The following is a 20,038-nucleotide window of genomic DNA, read 5'->3' as shown; positions in this document are numbered from 1 at the left end:
GCTATGGCGGTATTTCCAGAGAGGAGCCCTTATCTAGCCAATCATGACTGCAAGGGCAAGAGGTTTCATGAGTAGTATTGATATCAGGCAGAAAATAAAATGATGAGTCAAAATGGCTTTATGATGACCATGATGACAATAATGATCATCAAAAGGGTTGGAACTTCATTCATCATCCGCCAGAAACGTGCGGGCTTTTCATTTCTGTCTTCACCAAACATCCGCACCGCCTTGGAAAAGTAACCATGAATGCCGGATAAGATCAGGACGGCCAGAAACTTCACGTGAAACCAGCCGTCCATATAGGCAGCTGTTTTCCAGGCAAGCCAAAGTCCTGCCGCCCAGGTTACCATCATTGCCGGCATTATAATTGCCTTGAGCAGGCGACGCTCCATGACCTTAAAGGTTTCTGACTGAATCGAACCTTTTTCCGCAGCACAGTGATAAACGAACAAGCGTGGCAGATAGAGCATTCCCGCCATCCAAGAAATAACGGCAATCACATGCAATGCTTTGACCCAGAGATAGGCAGCATCGGGATATAGATATACCAGAGTAATAACGATGAGGGCGAGAATAACACCGATCGCCATAGCCATTGGCGCCGTTTTCTTCGAAACTTGCGCCGGTATCTGGTTGTTACTCATGATCGACCCTTCATTGCTTCCTAGGACTTGGCTTGCCGCACGCGGGCAACCATTTGTTCCACGTGGGACACCGGTGCATCCGGTGTGATGCCGTGGCCAAGGTTAAAGATAAGGGGTCCGTGACCCAGCCCATCCAGAATTGCATCGACCCCCTCGTCCAGAGCCCGGCCGCCCGCAACCACACGCAAAGGATCAAGATTACCCTGAATAGCACCATTGCCTTGAAGCGATGATGCCAGTGAAAGCGGTACGGTCCAGTCCAAACCAAGAGCTGTAACACCGGTTCGTTCGCGATAATTCACATAGAGTGCCCCGGCCCCCTTCGGAAAACCGATAATTGGAACGTCCGGATGAGCAGCGCGCACTTTTTTGACGATCCGGGCCACCGGAGCGATACAGAATTGCTCAAAGCAGGTTTCATCCAGAACACCGGACCAGGAATCGAAAATCTGCACGGCATCAGCACCGGCATCAATCTGGCGGATCAGATAATCCGCCGAAACATCCGCCAGTTCGTCCAGCAGTTTCTGGAAGGCTTCAGGATTTCTATAGGCGAACAATCGGGCTGGTGCCTGATCCGGTGTGCCATGCCCGGCGATCATATAGGTCGCCACAGTCCAGGGAGCCCCACAGAAGCCAAGCAATGTGGTTTCCTGAGGCAGTTGCTGCCGGAGGAGCCGCACCGTCTCGTAGACAGGCTCCAGCCGTTCTACAGCACCATTAGGCTCGAGCCAGAAGATACCTTCCGCATCAATCGGTGTCATCAATGGGCCTTTGCCTTCTTCAAAGCGAAGATCGCGCCCAAGTGCATGCGGTACGACAAGAATATCCGAAAACAGGATAGCTGCATCAAAGCCAAAACGGCGAATTGGCTGGAGTGTCACTTCAACAGCCAGATCCGGTGAATAACAAAGATCGAGAAAGCTCCCAGCATTCTTTCGCACTTCCCTATATTCGGGAAGATAGCGACCGGCTTGGCGCATCATCCAGATGGGAGGCGGAAAGACTGTCTCGCCTCTAAGGACTTTCATCACTTTGCGAACCATTCCGTCTCTCTCCAGCTTTGTCTTACAAAAAAGAAAATTTGATATTTTCTGATTTTCTGATTCTAAGAGTCTGTTTGTATCGGGAATTACCAGATTGCCAGCATTTTCCCACAGGCTACAGCATTGAAGCCAAACCAGGAAAACCATAAAGCAAAATCCTTGGAAAGCGGTAATAAAGAAAAATATCATTATTTATTAATGGCTTACAGAGCGTCTATCTCTGGATATTGATGTGGGAAAGCGCGGAATAAAGGACGAAGAGTCGCAACAATCCCCAGATCGCAACAAGCCTTGCGGGCATCATCCACAAGTGGGCTCGCTGTGGATGACTTGCCAATAATTCACATGGCTGCCATTGCTTGTTTAAAACCGGGAGATTTCTCCCCAGTCATCAACAGGGAGTGGAGTTTTCTGTGACAAAGCCAGTAAACTACTTCCATCTTCATATGATATCTGATGCGACCGGAGAGACTCTGCTGGCAGCTGGTCGGGCAGCGGCGGCGCAATATGTGCATGCGCGCGCCATTGAACATGTCTATCCGCTTATTCGCACGGAAAAGCAGATTAAAAAGGTGCTCGACGGGATCGATGCGGAACCGGGAATTGTCCTTTATACGATTGTCGATAAGCGACTGGCGGCAATGATCGATGAGAGCTGCGCAACCATCGGAGTTCCCTGTGTTTCGGTGCTTGAACCAGTCCTCAGTATTTTCCAGTCCTATCTCGGTGCCCCAGCTGGCCGCCGGGTTGGCGCGCAGCACGTCCTCAATGCTGAATATTTCAGGCGAATTGATGCACTGAATTTCACCATGGAACATGATGATGGTCAGCTGCCACTGGATATAGAAGAAGCGGATGTCATCCTGATTGGAATTTCACGGACATCAAAGACGCCGACCAGTATTTATCTTGCCAATCGCGGGGTCAAAACAGCCAATGTTCCAATCGTGCCCGGCGTGCCTATTGCAGATGTCATTATCAATGCGGAAAGACCGCTGATCGTCGGACTGATCGCGTCGGCAGAACGCATATCTCAGGTGCGCCAGCATCGCGTTCTGGGAGCAACGCCGGGTTTTGATACGGATCATTATCTCGACCGGGCCAATATCATAGAAGAGCTATCCTATGCGCGGCAGATTTGCCACCGCTACAATTGGCCCATGATTGATGTATCACGCCGGTCTATTGAAGAAACTGCCGCAGCCGTTCTTGCCCTGCGTTCGCAAGGGCGATAACCAGATTTCAGCAACATAGAAGAAGACAAATGCAGATTATCCTCGCTTCCAAAAGCCCTTTCCGGGCAACTTTACTGAAGAATGCTGGCGTTTCCTTCATCGCAGAGTCGGCCAATATCGATGAGCGGGCTGTGGAGGCACCTCTTTATAAAACCGGCGCAACACCTGAGGATGTGGCGCTTGTCCTGGCCGAAGCAAAAGCTCTTGATGTGAGCGAGCGCAACCCGGATGCACTGGTTATCGGCTCGGACCAAACCCTGTCACTGGGCGATGAAGTTTTGCATAAGCCTGATGATATGGATGCCGCGCGGCGGCAATTGCTCAAACTTTCGGGCCAGACGCACCATCTGAACAGCGCGGTTGTTCTGGCCAAAGGCGGCCAGACGCTATGGCGGCATGTATCAGTCGCGCGCATGACATTGCGAGATCTCGATCCCGCTTTCATCGGTCGCCACCTGTCGCGCGTCGGGCCAATCGCTCTGCAAAGTGTCGGCGCCTATCAATATGAGGGTGAAGGCGTGCAGCTTTTCAAAAAGGTCGATGGCGACTATTTTACCATTGTCGGCCTTCCGCTGCTGCCATTACTGGCCGAATTGCGCCGGGAGGGTGCCATTGATGGCTAATAATCCCCGCGCATTTGTAACCGGTTATCCGATCCGCCATTCGCGTTCGCCGCTCATTCATGGATATTGGCTGAAGCAGTTTGGGCTGAAAGGATCATATCAGGCGGTGGAAGTTGCTCCTGAAGATTTCCCGCAGTTCGTGAATGGTTTGCAAGACAATGGTTTTGTCGGTGGCAATGTTACAATTCCCCATAAGGAAGTGGCCTTTTCCCTGTGTGAGAAACGTGATGCCGCGGCTGAGGAAATCGGAGCTGTTAATACACTCTGGTTTGAAAATGGCCTCCTTCATGGTGGCAACACGGATGCTTACGGATTTGTGGCAAATCTCGATGCAGGCAGCCCAGACTGGAGCGAACGCAAGAGTGCGCTGGTGCTCGGTGCGGGCGGTGCAAGCCGGGCTATTATCTTTGCTCTGAAACAGCGTGGCTTCACTGATATTCGAATCGTCAACCGGACTGTGGAGCGGGCTAGGGAATTGGCAGACCGATTTGGCATCGCCGGAGGTGCCCATGGCTGGAATGCGATTCCTGAATTGCTGCAGGGCGCGGCTCTCATTGTAAACACCACATCGCTTGGCATGCAGGGCAAGGATGATCTCGACATTGATCTGTCCGGAGCTGATTCGGATGCGCTGGTAACCGATATTGTCTATGTGCCGCTGGAAACACCGCTTTTGCGGGCAGCGCGCTCGCGAGGTCTCAAAACTGTCGACGGGCTTGGTATGCTGCTGCATCAGGCAGTGCCCGGTTTTGAACATTGGTTCGGCAGGCGGCCCGAAGTGACGCCGGAACTGCGAAACCTCGTTCTGGCCGATATGGCTTCGGCGGCGGAGAAAGCAAAATGATCGTACTTGGCCTCACAGGGTCGATCGGTATGGGCAAATCAACAGCTGCCCAGATGTTTATGGATGCGGGCATTCCAGTCTATTCCGCCGATGAAACGGTTCATAAGCTCTATTCTGGCGTCGCTGCGCCATTGATTGAAGCGGCCTTTCCTGGAGTGACTGAAAATGGTGTCGTGGATCGTGCCGAACTGTCAAAGGCCGTCATTGGCAACCCTGAGACTCTAAAGAAGCTGGAATCCATCATTCATCCACTGGTTCGATCGGAAGAGAACGCCTTTCGCAAAACGGCTGAATTGCAGGGGGCAAAGCTGGTCGTGATCGATATTCCTCTGCTGTTTGAAACGGGCGGCGATGAGCGGGTGGACAAGATACTGGTTGTCAGCGCACCGGCTGACGTGCAGAAAAAGCGGGTTCTGGCACGGTCTGATATGACGCCTGAAAAACTGGAAGCGATCCTTAAGCGCCAGACGCCCGATGCGGAAAAACGCGGCCGTGCCGATTTTGTCGTCAATACAGATCAGTCTTTTGACGCCACGCGCGCCGAAATCAACGATATTATTCGCGTTCTTACGGATTCTTGATCAAGGGAAGGCGGGGAAACCACCGCTCTCATCTTGCGTATCCGGTCCGGTTCGTGAAATTTGGACAAAAGGATGATTCCATGCGCGAGATCATATTCGATACGGAAACAACGGGGCTCGACCGGCTGGACGATCGTGTGATCGAAATTGGCGGTGTCGAGATGGTCAATCGTTTCCCCACCGGCAATACATTTCATGTTTTCATCAACCCCGAGGGCAAACAGGTCCATCCGGACGCTCTTGCGGTTCACGGCATCAGCAATGACCGTTTGAAGGATGAGCCGGTTTTCGCAGGTATTGTCGACAGGTTCCTCGAATTTATCGACGGGGCAAAGTTGATCGCCCACAATGCCACATTCGATATGGGTTTTATCAATGCTGAGCTTGGTCGGCTTGGCCATCCCGCCATCAGCAATGACAGGGTTATAGACACACTAGCGCTTGCGCGTCGCAAACATCCGATGGGTCCAAACTCGCTGGATGCGCTGTGCCGTCGATATGGGATTGATAATAGCCACCGCACAATGCACGGCGCATTGCTCGATTCGCAACTGCTCGCTGAAGTTTATATCGAACTGATTGGTGGGAAGCAGGCGGCCTTGGGGCTGACTGTCGCCGAACAATCAGACAACAAGCAATCGGCAAATACGGAAACAGTGGTTATTATTGCCCGCCGCGCCGCGCCGCTTGCACCGCGTTTGACTGATGCTGAAAAGCAGGCCCATGAAAAACTGGTCGAGAAGATTGGCGAAAAAGCCATCTGGAACGAACGTATAGCGGCTCTTTAGAAAATCACGACAACAAAAAACCCGGGCCAGACCCGGGTTTTTGCTATTTTATGGATCAATGATTTAGCTGACCATCGACTTGGCTTGTTCTTCAGCCATACGCTGCTGGAACATCTGCGCAAAATCGATCGGGTCGATCATTAGCGGCGGGAAGCCGCCATTGCGGGTTGCTTCCGCAATGATCTGACGCGCAAACGGGAAAAGCAGGCGCGGGCACTCAATGAAAAGCAGCGGCAGGAGATGTTCCTGCGGGAAACCTTCCAGACGGAAAACACCGCCATAGACGAGTTCTGCATTAAACAGAACTTCCTTACCTTCGCCGGCACGCGCCGTAAGGGTCAGAACAACGTCGAAATCGTTCTCGGCAATCGGATTGGCGTTGACATTCACATTGATGCTGATGCCGGGAGCCTTGTCACGCGGACGCAGCGACAAAGGCGCGCCGGGGCTTTCGAAGGAAAGATCCTTCACATACTGAGCAAGGATGTTCAGTGTCTGCTGCTGGACGCTCCCATTGCCATTGGTCGCTTCATTGCCGTTTTCGGCCTTTTCATCAGGCTTTTGAGCCATTGTCTGGAAACCTTCTCTCGTTGCGTCCGCGTTGGCGGTTATCGAATGAATGATGGCTGGCTAGCATGAGTGTTCCAGCGAGGCAAGCCGCGAGCACTCATCCTATCGTACTAGGCCTATTCTTTCGGTTTCCAAGGAGAGTTAGGATCAGATTTTCTGGAATAGTCTTCGGGATCAAGCTCAATGACGCGGTCAGCGTTGCTGGTGGGCCTTGTGCGCGAATAATCTGTAGTTCCCGAATTGACGACAACCACGCGGCTTTGGACAAAACGCCAGCCAATATCACGGACAGCGGGGATAAAAAGCAGCAGACCGATAATGTCCGTAATGAAACCCGGAACAATCAGCAGAAATGCTGCGAAGAACAGCATCACACCATGCACCAGCTCCCGGCTTGGTGTCCGTCCGGCTGCTGTTTCAGACCTAATTTTTTGCAAAATACCAAAGCCCTGCAGGCGCAGCAGAAAAACGCCAAGGAAGATCGATAATATGACCAGACCAAGGGTCGCCAGGACACCGATCTTGCTGCCAACCACAATGAAACCGGCAATTTCCAGAAATGGAAGCGCTAGGAGCAACAGGGGTACAAAAGAGGATCGCAACTAATTTACCTTTCAAATGACATATCCGGTTATAATCCATACCCGGCGTCGATTTCATGCCTATATATAGGGACTGAACATGAGCATTTGTATGATTGCCTTCAGCAATCTATATGTTTTTGGTAATTCGACAAAACCGTGATGGCCGCAAAACCAATGGCCAACGAATTTAGGGATGAATGGCAGGCGACATGGAATATCTGGACTTCGGAACGATTTTCTTCTTCGTAGCAGCAGTGGTGATCTTTTTGCAGCTGCGCAAGGTCCTTGGTCGTCGCACGGGGAGCGAGCGCCCACCATTCAATCCGTACACGTCTTCGCGCACGGCTGAGGTCGATGACAAGACCAAGCCTGGCGATAATGTGGTGTCTTTGCCGCGTCGTGGCGAACCCAAGGAAAACCAGTTCGAAAAAGTCGACACGCTGGCCAAACCGGGTACGCCGCTCAATGATGGTCTGCGGGCCATCCAGAATGCTGATCCGGCATTCGATCCGGTCAAGTTTCTCGAAGGCTCGAAGATGGCCTATGAGATGATTGTCATGTCCTTTGCCGATGGTGATCGCAAGACATTGAAATCGCTTCTGTCCCGCGAAGTGTTTGATGGTTTCGTTTCGGCCATCGCCGATCGCGAATCGCGCGGTGAAAAAGTGCAATCCTCATTCGTCGGTATCAATAAGGCCGAAATTACCGGTGCCGAGATGAAGGGAACAGAAGCCCATGTGACTGTGCGTGTTGTCAGTGAGTTGATTTCGGCAACGCTTGATAAGGATGGCACCCTTATTGACGGCGACAAGGAAGCGGTTGCTGAAGTCAAGGATGTCTGGACCTATTCGCGCGACACACGTTCGAAAGATCCGAACTGGAAGCTTGTCGCGACCGAAGCCGAAGATTGATTCTCCTGTCGCGAGCACAAGACAATGCTTTCCCCCCTCTTCAAACCGGTGGCATTCACCGAGTGCCCCGGTTGGGGGGACGACAATCAGCTTGAAGCATTTCAAGCCTTTGCACGTTCCGCTGCAAGAATTCTGGAGAAGCCCTATAAAAGCGGTTCTCTCGGCATCTCTTTCGAAGCCTTGGCTCCAATTTTTACTGATTCACGTGAAACATTGATTGAAAATGACGAGCAGGCACGGCGGTTTTTCGAGAAATGGTTCCATCCGGCCCGCATTGAAACCCCGGAGCTGAAGCAGGGTTTTGTCACCGGGTTCTACGAGCCTGAAGTGATTGCCTCGCCTGTTCGCACAGAACGTTTCTCTGTTCCATTTCTTAGCCGTCCCTCCGATCTTGTCGATATTGATGACAACAATCGGCCTGAGGAGCTTGATCCTTACTTTGCTTTCGCCCGGCAGACTGCGGCCGGACTTGTCGAATATTTCGACCGTGCCGCCATCGAAACCGGTGCGATTAAGGACCAGAAACTGGAAATAGCCTTCGTTGAAAGCGCAGTGGACGCCTTTTTTATTCACGTTCAGGGCGCAGCCCGGCTGAAAATGACGGATGGACGTTTGCGCCGCATCACCTATGCCGCAAAAACAGGTCACCGTTTCACGGGCGTCGGTAAAATTCTTCTGGACCGCGGCGAAATTCCATTGGAAAAGATGTCGATGCAGGCCATTCGTCAATGGCTTGCCGAGAACCCCGATCAGGCTCAGAACCTTCTGTGGAATAACCGATCCTATATTTTCTTTCGGGAAGCAGCTGTCGATGACGTTACGCTTGGTCCGATTGCAGCGGCCAAAGTGCCATTGACGGGCGGGCGGTCCTTGGCGGTTGACCGGCTTCTGCATACATTCGGCACCCCGTTCTACATCTCCGCCCCTACGTTGAAAGCTTTTGGCGGCAAGGATTTTGCCCGTCTGATGATCGCGCAGGACACCGGTTCGGCTATTGTGGGTCCAGCACGGGGCGATCTCTTTGCCGGTTCCGGCGATGCGGCGGGTGAAATTGCCGGAGGAATCCGCCATGACGCCGATTTTTACGCGCTCGTGCCCCGATCACTATTGGCGGGCCAGATATGAGACGATCTAAAGACGAATTTGCCAATGTTGAAGATCGTATCCTCTGGGAGAAGGTCGCAAAATCCGCCCGTCCTTTGAAGGGCAAGGACAAGATGGAGTTCCTGCTTGACGAGATGCAGGATCAAGCGGCGCTCAATCCATCGGCGCCCGAAAAGATCAAATCAAAGGCGATGCCAACGCCTGCTCCCGCAAAATCTGTAGCACCCGCCCATCGCCTGCATCCAATTGATCGGCCGACTCATAAGAAGATTTCGCGCGGCCGTGTGGTCATTGAAGGCCGGATCGATCTGCATGGTCTGACACAAAGCGAGGCCTATGGGTTGCTTCTTGGCTTTCTTCGCCGCGCGCATCAGCGCGAATTGCGGCATGTGCTTGTCATCACCGGCAAAGGATCGTCTTTAGGAAGTGATGGGGTTTTGCGTCAGGCTGTGCCCCTGTGGTTCACCACGCCGCCGTTCCGCATACTCGTCAATGGCTATGAAGACGCGGCCCGCAATCATGGCGGCACAGGTGCCATTTATGTGCGCATGCGCCGGATACCGGAGGTGCCATGACGCCGTTCGGTGAGAAATTACGTCAGCTCAGGGATCAGCGCGGCGTCTCGCAGAAAGACATGGCCAAAGCCATCGGTGTTTCAGCTGCTTATCTCTCGGCGCTGGAACATGGCAGACGCGGTCAGCCAACTTGGGACAAGTTGCAGCGAATTATTCAATACTTCAATATCATCTGGGATGAGGCCGAGGAACTGCAGCGCCTCGCAATGATCTCGCATCCGCGTATCACGATTGATACGGGCGGCCTGTCACCCGCAGCAACAGAACTGACCAATCTGATCGCTGCGCATATACGCGATCTCGATATCAGCGCCGTTCAGTCTCTGATCGACCAGGTGAAAAAATCCACCGACAAGCGCCGCCGTTAGAGCCGTTCTTGCTTGGAAAGGCCTAGAACAGGGCCTTCAACTGATCCAGCTTGCTGTTGACGAGCCAGCCGTAATAATTTTCCTCAGGCATTTGAGCCGGTTGGCCAGCCGCCACTCGGCCTGCATTGGCATTGGCAAGCGCCCGTGCGCGCGCATCCGCTCCACCTGTATTGTAGAGCGTTGCCGTGATGCCGGGGTTTTTTGAAATATCAAAATCCGCAACCCGCTTGTAGACGTCAATCGATTCCTTGATGGTCGCCGCCATATAGGGAAGGGTAAAATCCGGGTCCATAATTGTCTTGTAGACATCAGCCGCATGGTCGGCGTCGAGTTTCGGCAGACCAGAATAGCGATTGACCATATCGGTCATCTGCAAGGCTGTGAGAGGGCTGAGCTGGCCAAGACCAAAGGTCTGCCCGGCATAGAATGGCTGGAAGAACACGGCAGCGAACCGGTTATCAGTAAAACGTTTGCCGCCGACTGTCTTACCGCGGAAGTCCGATTCCCAGACGTTCTCACGGCATGTCCACAGGCGAAGGCTGTCCTTATATTGCCCGCACTCGGAAAACTGTGGGCGCTTGATGAAATCGCTGATGTTCTCGCCCTGATAGTCAAAGCTAATGCCTTGTTTTACATAGGAAATAGCTTTTACATAATAAGTCTGAAGCCGGTCATAGGCGTCAACATTATAAGTATGTTCGCCGACGAGGGCTCCGACAATATGAACCGGATCGATGCCATAGGTCTTGGCAACGCTCGAGATTTTTGAACGCAGCTTCGGATCTGATTTCAGGAGATTGTAGATTTTCTGATACTTCGCTTCATGCGTCGTATTCAAATCACCCGTGCGTTTGATTGAGGCGAGGGGAATACTTGGCTGGGTCGCATTGCGATTGCCTTCGGGCACAACCGTTACAGCCGCGGCAGGCTGCAGTGCTCCGGACAGCGAAAGAAGGCAGGTGGTCGCGAAAAGGATCAGATGGCGTTTCATTGTCAGTCCAGATTTTCGATCAAGTCATAGGAACGGACACGCGCGCCCGGGAGATGGTTAAACACCGCTCCCCGTAACAGGTTCCGGCCAAAGTTGCGCGAAAATAAAAAATGCCCCCTCATAAGTCGAGGGGGCATCAGTAATAAGCTTAGAACGGTGCTTATCTGTCACACGGTCAAAGAATGAACCGGGATAGGTCGGTGTTCTTCGCAAGATCACCGACTGTTTCGCGGACGTACTTGGCATCGATTGTAAATTCTGCACCGGCCTTATCCGGGGCATTGAACGAGATATCATCAAGCACGCGTTCCATCACCGTTTGCAGGCGGCGCGCACCGATATTCTCGACGGTAGAATTCAGATCAACGGCAATGTCGGCCAGAGCGTCGATTGCATCGTCGGTGATATCGAGCTTCACCTCTTCCGTTGCCATCAGCGCAATGTATTGCTTGAGCAGACTGGCTTCCGGCTCTGTGAGGATGCGACGCATATCATCGCGTGTCAGCGCGCTCAGTTCCACGCGGATAGGCAGACGGCCCTGCAACTCCGGCAGAAGGTCGGATGGCTTTGATACGTGAAAAGCACCGGATGCGATGAACAGAATATGGTCGGTTTTGATCGGACCATATTTTGTTGCAACGGTTGTGCCTTCGACCAGTGGCAAGAGATCGCGCTGCACGCCTTCGCGTGAAACACCAGCACCCATACCGCCATCGCGAGCAGCGATCTTGTCGATCTCATCGAGGAACACGATGCCGTCATTTTCTGCCGAGCGCAGCGCTTCCTGCGTGATCTGATCCTGATCGAGCAATTTATCCGACTCGTCATTGATCAGAACACCGTAGGACTCCTTGACCGTTGTCTTGACGGTCTTGGTGCGTCCACCCATGGCTTTACCCAGCATATCACTGAGATTGAGCACGCCGATATTGGCGCCCGGCATACCCGGAAGTTCGAAATTGGGCATGCCTGAGCCGGTGTCCGCCACCTCAACCTCGATTTCCTTGTCGTCGATCAGGCCATCACGCAATTTCTTGCGGAACGAGTCACGCGTTGCCGGACTGGCGGTTTTGCCGACCAGTGCATCAAGAACACGTTCTTCCGCATTGATATGGGCCTTGGCTTTGACGTCTTCGCGCTTTTTCTCGCGGACAAGACCAATCGCTACTTCAACGAGATCACGGATGATCTGTTCGACGTCGCGACCGACATAGCCGACTTCGGTGAATTTTGTGGCTTCAACCTTGATGAAAGGCGCACCCGCCAGCCGCGCGAGACGGCGGGAGATTTCCGTCTTGCCGACGCCGGTGGGTCCGATCATCAGGATGTTTTTTGGCATGACTTCTTCGCGCATCTGGCCTTCGAGCTGCTGGCGGCGCCAGCGGTTGCGCAGGGCAATAGCGACGGCGCGCTTCGCGTCCTTCTGACCGATAATGAACCGGTCGAGTTCAGAGACGATTTCGCGAGGGGAAAATGTTGTCATCATGGTCTCATTTCATCTGGATTGTCCCGTGCCATGATCAGGGCAGGGCCATAAACGGTTGTGCGGGTATCGAAAGGGATAAAACCCGCTTTTGTGTAAGCTCTGATAGCGCGCGCATTGGCTGGATCAGGATCGAGGATTACCCGGGGCACGCCTTCTTCGAAGAGCAGGGAAACAAACTCATCGATCAGCCGCGAGCCGTGTCCATCGTTGATCAGTGTCGGTTCACCAATGAATTGGTCGAGGCCAAGTGTACCTGTTGGCTGGTCCTGATAGGGATGATCATCCTCCAGATGCGGATCATAGGTCTGCATATAACCAATTGGCCGTTCACCCAGCATAATGATGAATGGCTCAACCGAAATACTGTCCATATGTGCCACGATGGCGTCGAACTCTTCCTTCGAATCAGCACCCCACCATTCCGCCACATGCGGCTCGGCCAGCCATTCTGAAATCAGGTGCAGATCATCCGGCTCCAACGGCATGAAGCGGTAGCGGTGGGTTGGTTCACTCAGCATCGATCGTCTCGAGCGTTACACTCGTATTGGTAAAGATGCAGATATCCGCAGCAATCTCCATGGCCTTGCGGGCTATTTCCTCGGCATTCTTGTCCGTATCGACAAGCGCACGGGCTGCAGCCAAGGCAAAATTGCCGCCGGAACCGATGGCCATGACGCCGTGTTCGGGTTCCAGAACATCGCCGTTACCGGTCAATGCAAGGGTGACGGTTTTGTCTGCGACCAGCATCATCGCCTCAAGGCGGCGCAGATAGCGATCCGTGCGCCAGTCCTTGGCGAGTTCGACGCAGGCGCGCATCAACTGGTCGGGATATTGTTCAAGCTTGCTTTCAAGCCGTTCAAGCAGGGTAAAGGCATCAGCCGTCGCGCCAGCAAATCCGGCAATGACATTGCCTTTGCCAATCCGGCGCACCTTACGGGCATTGCCTTTCATGACGGTGTTGCCGAGGCTGACCTGTCCGTCGCCGGCAATGACCACTTTGCCGCCCTTGCGGACGGTAACAATCGTGGTCCCATACATGGTGGAGGGGTTGTGTTCTTGCATTCGATTCTCCTTCAAGCAGGTCCGACTATGCCCCAAATGGCAGCAGATCGAACCCCTTCTGTGCAACTTATGTATGATGCCGCTCCGGAATTGCAAATCCGGAGTTAAGACTGCGCCATCAAAGCATTTGGAGATTCGGCAATCCTGATCTAGAAGGCCAAGATTAGTGCCGTTTCGACAAACCCATATAGCGGGAAACAGGGATGACCAGTGCCAGCACGCGGACTGCGAAAGTAGAACGGACCACCAAGGAAACCAGCATTGCCGTTTCGGTCAATCTGGATGGGACCGGTGCGTTCGATATTTCCACCGGCGTGGGTTTCTTCGATCATATGCTGGAACAGCTTTCCCGCCATTCGCTGATCGATATGGACATCAAGGCCAAGGGTGATCTGCATATTGATGATCACCACACGGTGGAAGATACCGGCATCGCTATTGGACAGGCAATTGCCAAGGCGCTTGGCGACCGGCGGGGCATCAACCGCTATGCATCGCTTGACCTTGCCATGGACGAAACATTGACGCGATCGGCGCTGGATGTCTCCGGCCGCCCGTTTCTGGTCTGGCAGGTAGAGTTTTCCGCGCCAAAGATCGGCACGTTCGATACGGAGCTGGTACGGGAGTTCTTTCAGGCGCTTGCGCAGAACGCCGGTATCACGCTGCATGTATCCAATCTCTATGGTGCCAATAACCACCATATCGCCGAAACCTGTTTCAAGGCAGTCGCGCGGACTTTGCGCACGGCTATCGAGACGGACCCGCGCCAGAAGGGTGTTATCCCTTCGACCAAGGGTACGCTGAACGGCTGAGAAGAAGGGCTAGGACATGGCCAGTTACATTGTTTTGGTGCCACCGCTACTGAATAATCAGCGGCAAGATGACAAAACCGTCTTTGTCAGGGATGGTTTTGCCATATTCGCCTTCTTTTTGCCGGTGCCCTGGCTGCTTTTCAACCGCCTGTGGTTTGAGGCGGCACTGGTTTTTGCCGCCATCGCGGCGATTTCCGTTGTCGGCGCCTATACGGGTCATGCAGTTCTGGCTGAGATTGTTGCGGCGCTGCTTGCCCTCCTCGTGGCCTTTGAAGCGAGCAACTGGCGCATTAAGGCATTGGAGCGTCGCGGCTTCGATCAGGCCGCAATTGTCGATGCGCGCAGTGCCGCCGATGCTGAAACTGCCTATTTCTATGGTGATGATTTTGTTTCAACTCCAGCACCTCTATTGCCCGACCTGAACAACGACGCTCCTGTAGCGATGTCCGCTGACAGCAAACCGATTGCGGGCGGTATGCTCGGCCTTGTTGGCTATCGGGGAGAGCGTTGAGCATGCGTGTTGCCATTATCGACTATGGATCGGGCAATCTCCGCTCGGCCACCAAGGCTTTTGAACGGGCTGCTCGGGAAAGCGGTATCAATGCCACCATCGATCTGACCGATGATGCCGAACGGGTGCGCACCGCAGACCGCATTGTTTTGCCGGGCGTCGGCGCCTATGCGGATTGCCGCCGTGGCTTGCATGCAGTGCCAGGCATGCCTGAAGCGATCCATGAAGTGGCTATCGAAAAAGCCCGGCCATTTTTGGGAATTTGTGTTGGCATGCAGCTGATGTCATCGCGTGGACTGGAAAAGACAATCTCCACTGGTTTCGACTGGATCAAGGGCGATGTCCGCGAAATGGTGCCATCTGATCCAGCGCTAAAGATTCCACAGATTGGCTGGAATACCCTTCGCCTCAACAGACCGCATCCGCTGTTCGACGGCATTAAAACCGGTCCCGACGGATTGCACGCCTATTTCGTTCATTCCTATTTTCTGGATGCTGAAATCGAAAATGATGTGCTGGCGGTCACAGACTATGGCGGACCGGTCACGGCGGCGGTGGCCAATGACAATATGGCCGGTACGCAGTTTCATCCGGAAAAGAGCCAGGCTCTGGGTCTTGCCCTTATCGCCAATTTCCTGAGGTGGCAGCCATGATTTTGTTCCCCGCGATCGATCTGAAAGACGGCCAGTGTGTGCGGCTGAAACTGGGGGATATGGATCAGGCAACAGTCTATAATGAAGATCCGGCTGCTCAGGCGAAATCCTTTGAAGATCAAGGGTTTGAGTGGCTGCATGTGGTTGATCTCAACGGTGCTTTTGTTGGCCAGTCCGTCAATGGTGCGGCAGTAGAATCCATTCTGAAGGCAACAAAAAACCCGGTTCAGCTTGGCGGCGGCATTCGCACACTTGACCATATCGAAAATTGGCTGGCCAAAGGCTTGTCACGCGTCATTCTCGGCACGGTGGCTGTGCGTGATCCGGGGTTGGTTATCGAAGCGTGTAAAAGGTTTCCCGGCAAGATTGCTGTCGGGATCGACGCCAAAGGCGGCAAGGTAGCCGTCGAAGGATGGGCGGAAGCGTCAACATTAGAGGTCGTTGAACTGGCAAAGAAGTTCGAAGGCGCTGGTGTAGCAGCGATCATTTATACCGATATTGATCGCGACGGCATTCTGGCTGGAATCAATTGGGAATCGACGCTGCAACTGGCGGAGGCGGTTTCCATACCGGTGATTGCATCGGGAGGCCTTGCTTCCCTCGCGGATGTCGTTCGCATGACCATGCCTGATGCACGCAAACTTGAGGGCGCGATTTCAGGCCGCGCGCTTTATGACGGGCGTATTGATCCGCATGAGGCACTGCAGGTGTTGCGTGAAGCGCGGGAGCGCGCCGCATGACCCTCAAAGCCCGCGTTATTCCCTGTCTCGATGTGAAAGATGGACGTGTCGTCAAAGGCGTCAACTTTGTCGATCTTGTTGACGCTGGTGATCCCGTTGAAGCGGCCAAGGCCTATGATGCTGCGGGTGCAGACGAGCTGTGTTTTCTCGATATCACCGCTTCATCAGATAATCGCGAAACCATATTCGATGTGGTGGCCCGCACCGCCGAACAGTGTTTCATGCCGCTGACCGTTGGTGGCGGGGTTCGGACAGTTGCTGATATTCGCAAACTGTTGCTTGCGGGTGCCGACAAGGTTTCAATCAACACGGCAGCGGTGAAAAATCCGGAGTTTATCGCCGAGGCGGCTGATAAATTCGGTAATCAATGCATTGTCGTTGCGATTGATGCCAAGAAAGTGTCAAAAGCCGGTGAAATCGATCGCTGGGAAATATTCACCCATGGCGGGCGGCAGGCAACCGGCATTGATGCAATTGAATTTGCCCGCAAGGTGGTTGACCTTGGTGCTGGCGAAATCCTTCTGACGTCAATGGATCGCGATGGTTCAAAGATCGGTTACGACATTCCGATAACGCGAGCTATTGCCGATGCAGTACGCGTGCCTGTTATTGCTTCCGGCGGCGTTGGTAATCTTGACCACATGGTCGAAGGCATTCTCGAGGGCCATGCCACGGCAGTGCTTGCCGCATCCATATTCCATTTTGGTACCTATACGATCGGCGAGGCGAAAGCACATATGGCAGCAGCAGGCATTCCCATGCGGCTTGATCCCATCCGCCCATTCACCGGAGTTGCACGATGACAGCATTCACGCTTGCCGATCTTGAGCGGATCGTCGCCGAACGGGCTGCTTCTTCGGATACCAAATCCTATACGGCCAGCCTCTATGCCAAGGGTATCGGCAAAGCGAGCCAGAAGCTCGGCGAAGAGGCTGTTGAGACGGTTATTGCCGCCGTGTCTGGAGATGCGCAAGGCGTTGTTTCCGAAAGCGCAGATTTGCTCTATCATCTACTTGTTGTTCTTGGACTTTCCGGAGTCAAACTTGATGACGTCCTCAAAGAACTGGAACGACGTACGGCGCAAACCGGGCTTGAAGAAAAAGCCGCCCGTGAGCATGGTTGAGCAGATCCATGTTTAAATCACAGGCGCTAGAACGACAAAGGGATGGGGACGTCATGGATCAGCTGGCACCCAGCGAATTTTCGCCCTACCGGTTTTTCAGCGCCGAGCGCTGGGCGGAGTTTCGTGCCGACACGCCGATGACGCTGACCTATGATGAGGTCAAGCGCCTGCGTTCGCTCGGCGATCCCATCGACCTTGATGAGGTGAACCGGATTTACCTGTCATTATCACGGCTTCTGTCGGCCCATGTGGAAGCCAGCCAGCTGTTGTTTTACCAGCGCCGCCAGTTTCTCAATACGGGTGATGCCTTCAAGACACCCTTTATCATTGGCATTGCCGGTTCCGTTGCCGTTGGCAAGTCAACAACGGCCCGTATTCTGAAGGAATTGCTTGCCCGCTGGCCTTCGAGCCCCAAGGTTGATCTGGTCACAACTGACGGCTTTCTTTATCCGAACGATGTCTTGCGTTCGAAAGGCCTGATGGAGCGCAAGGGTTTCCCGGAAAGCTATGATGTCGGCATGCTCCTGCGATTCCTGTCGCAGATCAAGGCTGGCCAGCGCAATGTCAATGCGCCACTCTATTCGCATTTGACCTATGATGTGCTGCCGGGAATGTACCAGACCGTTGACGCACCTGATATTCTGATCTTCGAAGGCATCAATGTGCTGCAGGTTCGTGACCTGCCGGAAGATGGAAAAATGGTGCCATTCGTTTCCGACTTCTTCGATTTTTCGATCTATATCGATGCGGATGAAGAGCAGATTCACAAGTGGTACATCCACCGTTTCATGCGGCTGCGGGAAACGGCCTTTAAGGACCCCAGCTCCTTCTTCCATCGTTACTCGACCATATCGGACGATTCCGCCCTCGCGATCGCCGAGAATCTTTGGAACAGTATCAATCTGAAGAACCTGAAGGATAATATCCTGCCGACGCGTCCGCGTGCGGACCTCATCTTGCGCAAGGGCGGCAATCATCTCATTGAGGAAGTCGCGCTCAGGAAGCTGTAACCCGCCGCAGCGTCAGGTTAATGCGGCCGGTATTTTTCAGAAGCGTCGATGTGCCGGGATAGATGCGGTCGACGCCGTGAAACGCAAGACGGCCTTCACCGCCCAGTACAATCACATCACCACTCTTGAGTTTGATGGATTGTGTCTTGCCATTGCGTTCGGTTCCGCCAAAGCGAAAAAGGCAGGTGTCACCCAAGGATAGGGAAACGACAGGAGCAACGAGGTTCTGTTCGTCGCGATCCTGATGCAAACCCATCTTTGCGGTTTCAGCATAAAAATTGACGAGGCAGGCTTCTGGCGGAAGCTCGAAATCTCCGACCTTGTTCCAAAGGGTGAGCAGGCGCTGCGGGATAGCTGGCCATGGCTTTTGCGTGGCCGGATGAATGGCCTGATAGCGGTAGCCGCGTTCCTTATCCGTCACCCAGCCAAGTGAACCGCAATTGGTCATGCGCACGCTCATTTCCTTGCCAGTTTTGGGCATGGCGGGGATATAGAGCGGTGCTTCGGCAACGATGGTCCTGATCTCTTCAACCAGAGCGGATTGCTCGTTCAAATCAAGATAATCGGGGAAATATCGGATGCCGGGCGCAAGCAGTAGCATGGCGTGACCTGATTAATGAGAAACAAAGACCCGGACGTGAAAGAAGGCCGGGTCTTTGTATGCGTTCAACGCGATCAGTCGATCGACGGAATGCGCAGGACCTGTCCGGGATAAATCTTGTCCGGGCTGGTCAGCATCGGCTTGTTGGCTTCGAAGATTGCCGTGTTCTTCACGCCTTTGCCTTTGCCATAGACCGCTTCAGCGATCTTCCACAAATTATCGCCTTTTTTGACGGTGTAGAAAACCGGGTCTTTGGCGACAGAACCGGTGGTGGTGTTATCGACCGCGAGCCCGCCAGTATCGACTTTGGAAACGCCGAGTGAATTGCCGACAGCAATAATGGCCTTTTCCAGAATTTCCTGATTGGTGACGCTGCCCTTGAGGATAGCCTTGTCGCCTTCGACCACAACGTCGACCTTATCAGTACCGAGGTTGTGCGAATCAAGCTCTTTTTTCAGATCGTCTGCCTGAGGCTCGTCACCACCGATACCGACTTTCTTGCCGACTGATTTAACAAAATCGAATAGTCCCATGTCTGGCTCTCCTTGTTGATTGTTCAAACCGACGGTTAGGGTTGTTACATTACCCGGCGAGCTTGAAAAGCAAAGAATAACAACGTTCAGTCACGTTCTGTTCCCGACACTAATCTCCTTTGACCCGTCCGCGCATCTTTTTCACGTCAGAACGGCCCGCTTTTACTTTAAGGCGGCGCTCGATAGACCCTTTTGTCGGTCTGGTTTTCTTGCGTGGCGGTGGTGGTGGTTCTGCTGCTTTGGCAATCAGGGCAATCATTCGTTCGCGTGCATCTTCCCGATTGCGCTCCTGAGTGCGAAACCGGCTGGCTTCGATGAGCACGTCACCATCCTTGGTGCCCCTTTGACCAGCAAGTTTCAAAAGCCGTGCCAGCACTTCGTCGGGCAGCCCTGCCCGTGCTGCGAAAAATCGCAATTGCACGGCTGTGGAAACCTTGTTGACGTTCTGTCCGCCGGGGCCGGCGGAGCGAATGAAACTCTCCTCCAGATCATCCTCGTGGACGTAGATCCGGTTGGTGATTTTGATCTGGTTGCGGTTCTCTTCCATGCGGGATTGGTAACCTAATCTTTTCCGGCCGGAAAGCGCCTTTGCGAGAGCGAAAATAAAAAAGCCCCGCTGATGAACAGCGGGGCTTCAGTT

The 20,038-nt window shown here is 53.5% G+C and carries 27 protein-coding genes; 16 read left to right on the top strand and 11 right to left on the bottom strand.

Annotation, left to right across the window (positions count from 1 at the left end):
* Positions 1 to 107 precede the first annotated feature (107 nt).
* Together hemJ and hemE are read right to left on the bottom strand one after the other, a co-directional pair.
* Positions 108 to 599 carry a protoporphyrinogen oxidase HemJ gene (gene hemJ, locus FHW17_RS03315; protein ID WP_113095543.1) on the bottom strand — a complete coding sequence of 164 codons (492 nt, stop codon included), beginning with the start codon at positions 597 to 599 and terminating at the stop codon, positions 108 to 110.
* 68 nt (positions 600 to 667) lie between these two features.
* Entirely contained in the window at positions 668 to 1,693 is a 1,026-nt protein-coding gene (gene hemE, locus FHW17_RS03310) for a uroporphyrinogen decarboxylase (protein WP_182509206.1), read from the bottom strand.
* 413 nt (positions 1,694 to 2,106) lie between these two features.
* Here hemE and FHW17_RS03305 point away from each other — a divergent pair, with 413 nt between their 5' ends.
* The 5 genes from FHW17_RS03305 (at position 2,107) to dnaQ (ending at position 5,764) form a co-directional block, all read left to right on the top strand.
* Positions 2,107 to 2,928, top strand: a complete 822-nt coding sequence (locus FHW17_RS03305) for a pyruvate, water dikinase regulatory protein (protein WP_091880199.1) — start codon at positions 2,107 to 2,109, stop codon at positions 2,926 to 2,928.
* Positions 2,929 to 2,957: 29 nt separating this feature from the next.
* Positions 2,958 to 3,551 carry a Maf-like protein gene (locus FHW17_RS03300; protein ID WP_182509205.1) on the top strand — a complete coding sequence of 198 codons (594 nt, stop codon included), beginning with the start codon at positions 2,958 to 2,960 and terminating at the stop codon, positions 3,549 to 3,551.
* Complete coding sequence (locus FHW17_RS03295; RefSeq protein ID WP_182509204.1) at positions 3,544 to 4,395, top strand: shikimate dehydrogenase; 852 nt, start codon at positions 3,544 to 3,546, stop codon at positions 4,393 to 4,395. Before FHW17_RS03300 ends, FHW17_RS03295 begins: the two co-directional genes overlap by 8 nt.
* Positions 4,392 to 4,976 (top strand): dephospho-CoA kinase, encoded by a 585-nt coding sequence (coaE, locus tag FHW17_RS03290; RefSeq protein ID WP_182509203.1) that lies wholly within the window; start codon positions 4,392 to 4,394, stop codon positions 4,974 to 4,976. Before FHW17_RS03295 ends, coaE begins: the two co-directional genes overlap by 4 nt.
* 80 nt (positions 4,977 to 5,056) lie before the next feature.
* A complete protein-coding gene (dnaQ, locus tag FHW17_RS03285; RefSeq protein WP_112523098.1) occupies positions 5,057 to 5,764 on the top strand; it encodes a DNA polymerase III subunit epsilon in 708 nt (235 codons plus the stop codon).
* 63 nt (positions 5,765 to 5,827) lie between these two features.
* Here the strand turns inward: dnaQ and secB are convergent, their stop codons facing one another.
* Both secB and FHW17_RS03275 read right to left on the bottom strand, forming a co-directional pair.
* On the bottom strand, positions 5,828 to 6,334 hold the full coding sequence (gene secB, locus FHW17_RS03280) for a protein-export chaperone SecB (protein WP_091879362.1): 507 nt from the start codon (positions 6,332 to 6,334) through the stop codon (positions 5,828 to 5,830).
* 116 nt (positions 6,335 to 6,450) lie between these two features.
* Positions 6,451 to 6,936, bottom strand: coding sequence for an FxsA family protein (locus tag FHW17_RS03275; RefSeq protein WP_112522773.1), 486 nt, complete (start codon positions 6,934 to 6,936; stop codon positions 6,451 to 6,453).
* A gap of 191 nt (positions 6,937 to 7,127) precedes the next feature.
* Between FHW17_RS03275 and FHW17_RS03270 the strand changes: the two genes are divergently transcribed.
* Genes FHW17_RS03270 through FHW17_RS03255 form a run of 4 tightly spaced genes read left to right on the top strand, consistent with a single transcriptional unit; the run spans position 7,128 to position 9,876 of the window.
* Complete coding sequence (locus tag FHW17_RS03270) at positions 7,128 to 7,829, top strand: Tim44/TimA family putative adaptor protein (protein ID WP_182509409.1); 702 nt, start codon at positions 7,128 to 7,130, stop codon at positions 7,827 to 7,829.
* A gap of 24 nt (positions 7,830 to 7,853) precedes the next feature.
* Positions 7,854 to 8,954, top strand: a complete 1,101-nt coding sequence (locus FHW17_RS03265; protein WP_182509202.1) for a murein transglycosylase A — start codon at positions 7,854 to 7,856, stop codon at positions 8,952 to 8,954.
* Complete coding sequence (locus FHW17_RS03260; RefSeq protein WP_182509201.1) at positions 8,951 to 9,508, top strand: Smr/MutS family protein; 558 nt, start codon at positions 8,951 to 8,953, stop codon at positions 9,506 to 9,508. The genes FHW17_RS03265 and FHW17_RS03260 overlap by 4 nt, the downstream gene beginning before the upstream one ends.
* A complete protein-coding gene (locus FHW17_RS03255; protein WP_182509200.1) occupies positions 9,505 to 9,876 on the top strand; it encodes a helix-turn-helix transcriptional regulator in 372 nt (123 codons plus the stop codon). Before FHW17_RS03260 ends, FHW17_RS03255 begins: the two co-directional genes overlap by 4 nt.
* A gap of 22 nt (positions 9,877 to 9,898) precedes the next feature.
* On the opposite strand, the gene FHW17_RS03250 is transcribed toward FHW17_RS03255, so the two are convergent.
* From FHW17_RS03250 to hslV, 4 genes are all read right to left on the bottom strand, one after another.
* On the bottom strand, positions 9,899 to 10,867 hold the full coding sequence (locus tag FHW17_RS03250; protein ID WP_182509199.1) for a DUF1402 family protein: 969 nt from the start codon (positions 10,865 to 10,867) through the stop codon (positions 9,899 to 9,901).
* A gap of 175 nt (positions 10,868 to 11,042) precedes the next feature.
* Positions 11,043 to 12,350 carry an ATP-dependent protease ATPase subunit HslU gene (gene hslU, locus FHW17_RS03245; RefSeq protein WP_112523096.1) on the bottom strand — a complete coding sequence of 436 codons (1,308 nt, stop codon included), beginning with the start codon at positions 12,348 to 12,350 and terminating at the stop codon, positions 11,043 to 11,045.
* Positions 12,350 to 12,871, bottom strand: coding sequence for a GNAT family N-acetyltransferase (locus FHW17_RS03240; RefSeq protein ID WP_182509198.1), 522 nt, complete (start codon positions 12,869 to 12,871; stop codon positions 12,350 to 12,352). The genes hslU and FHW17_RS03240 overlap by 1 nt, the downstream gene beginning before the upstream one ends.
* Positions 12,861 to 13,415: an ATP-dependent protease subunit HslV gene (gene hslV / locus FHW17_RS03235; protein ID WP_182509197.1), complete on the bottom strand. Its 555-nt coding sequence runs from the start codon at positions 13,413 to 13,415 to the stop codon at positions 12,861 to 12,863. Before hslV ends, FHW17_RS03240 begins: the two co-directional genes overlap by 11 nt.
* Positions 13,416 to 13,618: 203 nt before the next feature.
* Here hslV and hisB point away from each other — a divergent pair, with 203 nt between their 5' ends.
* The 7 genes from hisB to coaA are packed head-to-tail and all read left to right on the top strand — an operon-like array spanning position 13,619 to position 18,264.
* The gene (hisB, locus tag FHW17_RS03230) at positions 13,619 to 14,227 is read left to right on the top strand and encodes an imidazoleglycerol-phosphate dehydratase HisB (protein ID WP_182509196.1); all 609 of its coding nucleotides are present in this window, start codon (positions 13,619 to 13,621) and stop codon (positions 14,225 to 14,227) included.
* A 16-nt stretch (positions 14,228 to 14,243) separates the two neighbouring features.
* Complete coding sequence (locus FHW17_RS03225; RefSeq protein ID WP_182509195.1) at positions 14,244 to 14,738, top strand: DUF2628 domain-containing protein; 495 nt, start codon at positions 14,244 to 14,246, stop codon at positions 14,736 to 14,738.
* A 2-nt stretch (positions 14,739 to 14,740) separates the two neighbouring features.
* The gene (gene hisH, locus FHW17_RS03220; RefSeq protein ID WP_112522764.1) at positions 14,741 to 15,391 is read left to right on the top strand and encodes an imidazole glycerol phosphate synthase subunit HisH; all 651 of its coding nucleotides are present in this window, start codon (positions 14,741 to 14,743) and stop codon (positions 15,389 to 15,391) included.
* On the top strand, positions 15,388 to 16,131 hold the full coding sequence (gene hisA / locus FHW17_RS03215) for a 1-(5-phosphoribosyl)-5-[(5-phosphoribosylamino)methylideneamino]imidazole-4-carboxamide isomerase (protein ID WP_112522763.1): 744 nt from the start codon (positions 15,388 to 15,390) through the stop codon (positions 16,129 to 16,131). Before hisH ends, hisA begins: the two co-directional genes overlap by 4 nt.
* Positions 16,128 to 16,934, top strand: a complete 807-nt coding sequence (hisF, locus tag FHW17_RS03210) for an imidazole glycerol phosphate synthase subunit HisF (RefSeq protein WP_112522762.1) — start codon at positions 16,128 to 16,130, stop codon at positions 16,932 to 16,934. The genes hisA and hisF overlap by 4 nt, the downstream gene beginning before the upstream one ends.
* Entirely contained in the window at positions 16,931 to 17,254 is a 324-nt protein-coding gene (locus FHW17_RS03205; protein ID WP_112522761.1) for a phosphoribosyl-ATP diphosphatase, read from the top strand. Before hisF ends, FHW17_RS03205 begins: the two co-directional genes overlap by 4 nt.
* 53 nt (positions 17,255 to 17,307) lie before the next feature.
* Positions 17,308 to 18,264: a type I pantothenate kinase gene (gene coaA / locus FHW17_RS03200; protein ID WP_091879341.1), complete on the top strand. Its 957-nt coding sequence runs from the start codon at positions 17,308 to 17,310 to the stop codon at positions 18,262 to 18,264.
* Here coaA and FHW17_RS03195 read toward each other — a convergent pair.
* From FHW17_RS03195 to arfB, 3 genes are all read right to left on the bottom strand, one after another.
* Positions 18,251 to 18,865, bottom strand: coding sequence for an alpha-ketoglutarate-dependent dioxygenase AlkB (locus tag FHW17_RS03195; protein WP_112522760.1), 615 nt, complete (start codon positions 18,863 to 18,865; stop codon positions 18,251 to 18,253). The genes coaA and FHW17_RS03195 overlap by 14 nt on opposite strands.
* 74 nt (positions 18,866 to 18,939) lie before the next feature.
* Positions 18,940 to 19,398: a peptidoglycan-binding protein LysM gene (lysM, locus tag FHW17_RS03190; protein WP_091879338.1), complete on the bottom strand. Its 459-nt coding sequence runs from the start codon at positions 19,396 to 19,398 to the stop codon at positions 18,940 to 18,942.
* A gap of 109 nt (positions 19,399 to 19,507) precedes the next feature.
* On the bottom strand, positions 19,508 to 19,945 hold the full coding sequence (gene arfB, locus FHW17_RS03185) for an alternative ribosome rescue aminoacyl-tRNA hydrolase ArfB (RefSeq protein WP_091879337.1): 438 nt from the start codon (positions 19,943 to 19,945) through the stop codon (positions 19,508 to 19,510).
* Positions 19,946 to 20,038: the final 93 nt, after the last annotated feature.

This window comes from Phyllobacterium sp. P30BS-XVII, assembly GCF_014138335.1.
Lineage (GTDB): Bacteria > Pseudomonadota > Alphaproteobacteria > Rhizobiales > Rhizobiaceae > Phyllobacterium > Phyllobacterium meliloti.
This window is presented reverse-complemented; position numbering and strand designations above follow the sequence as displayed.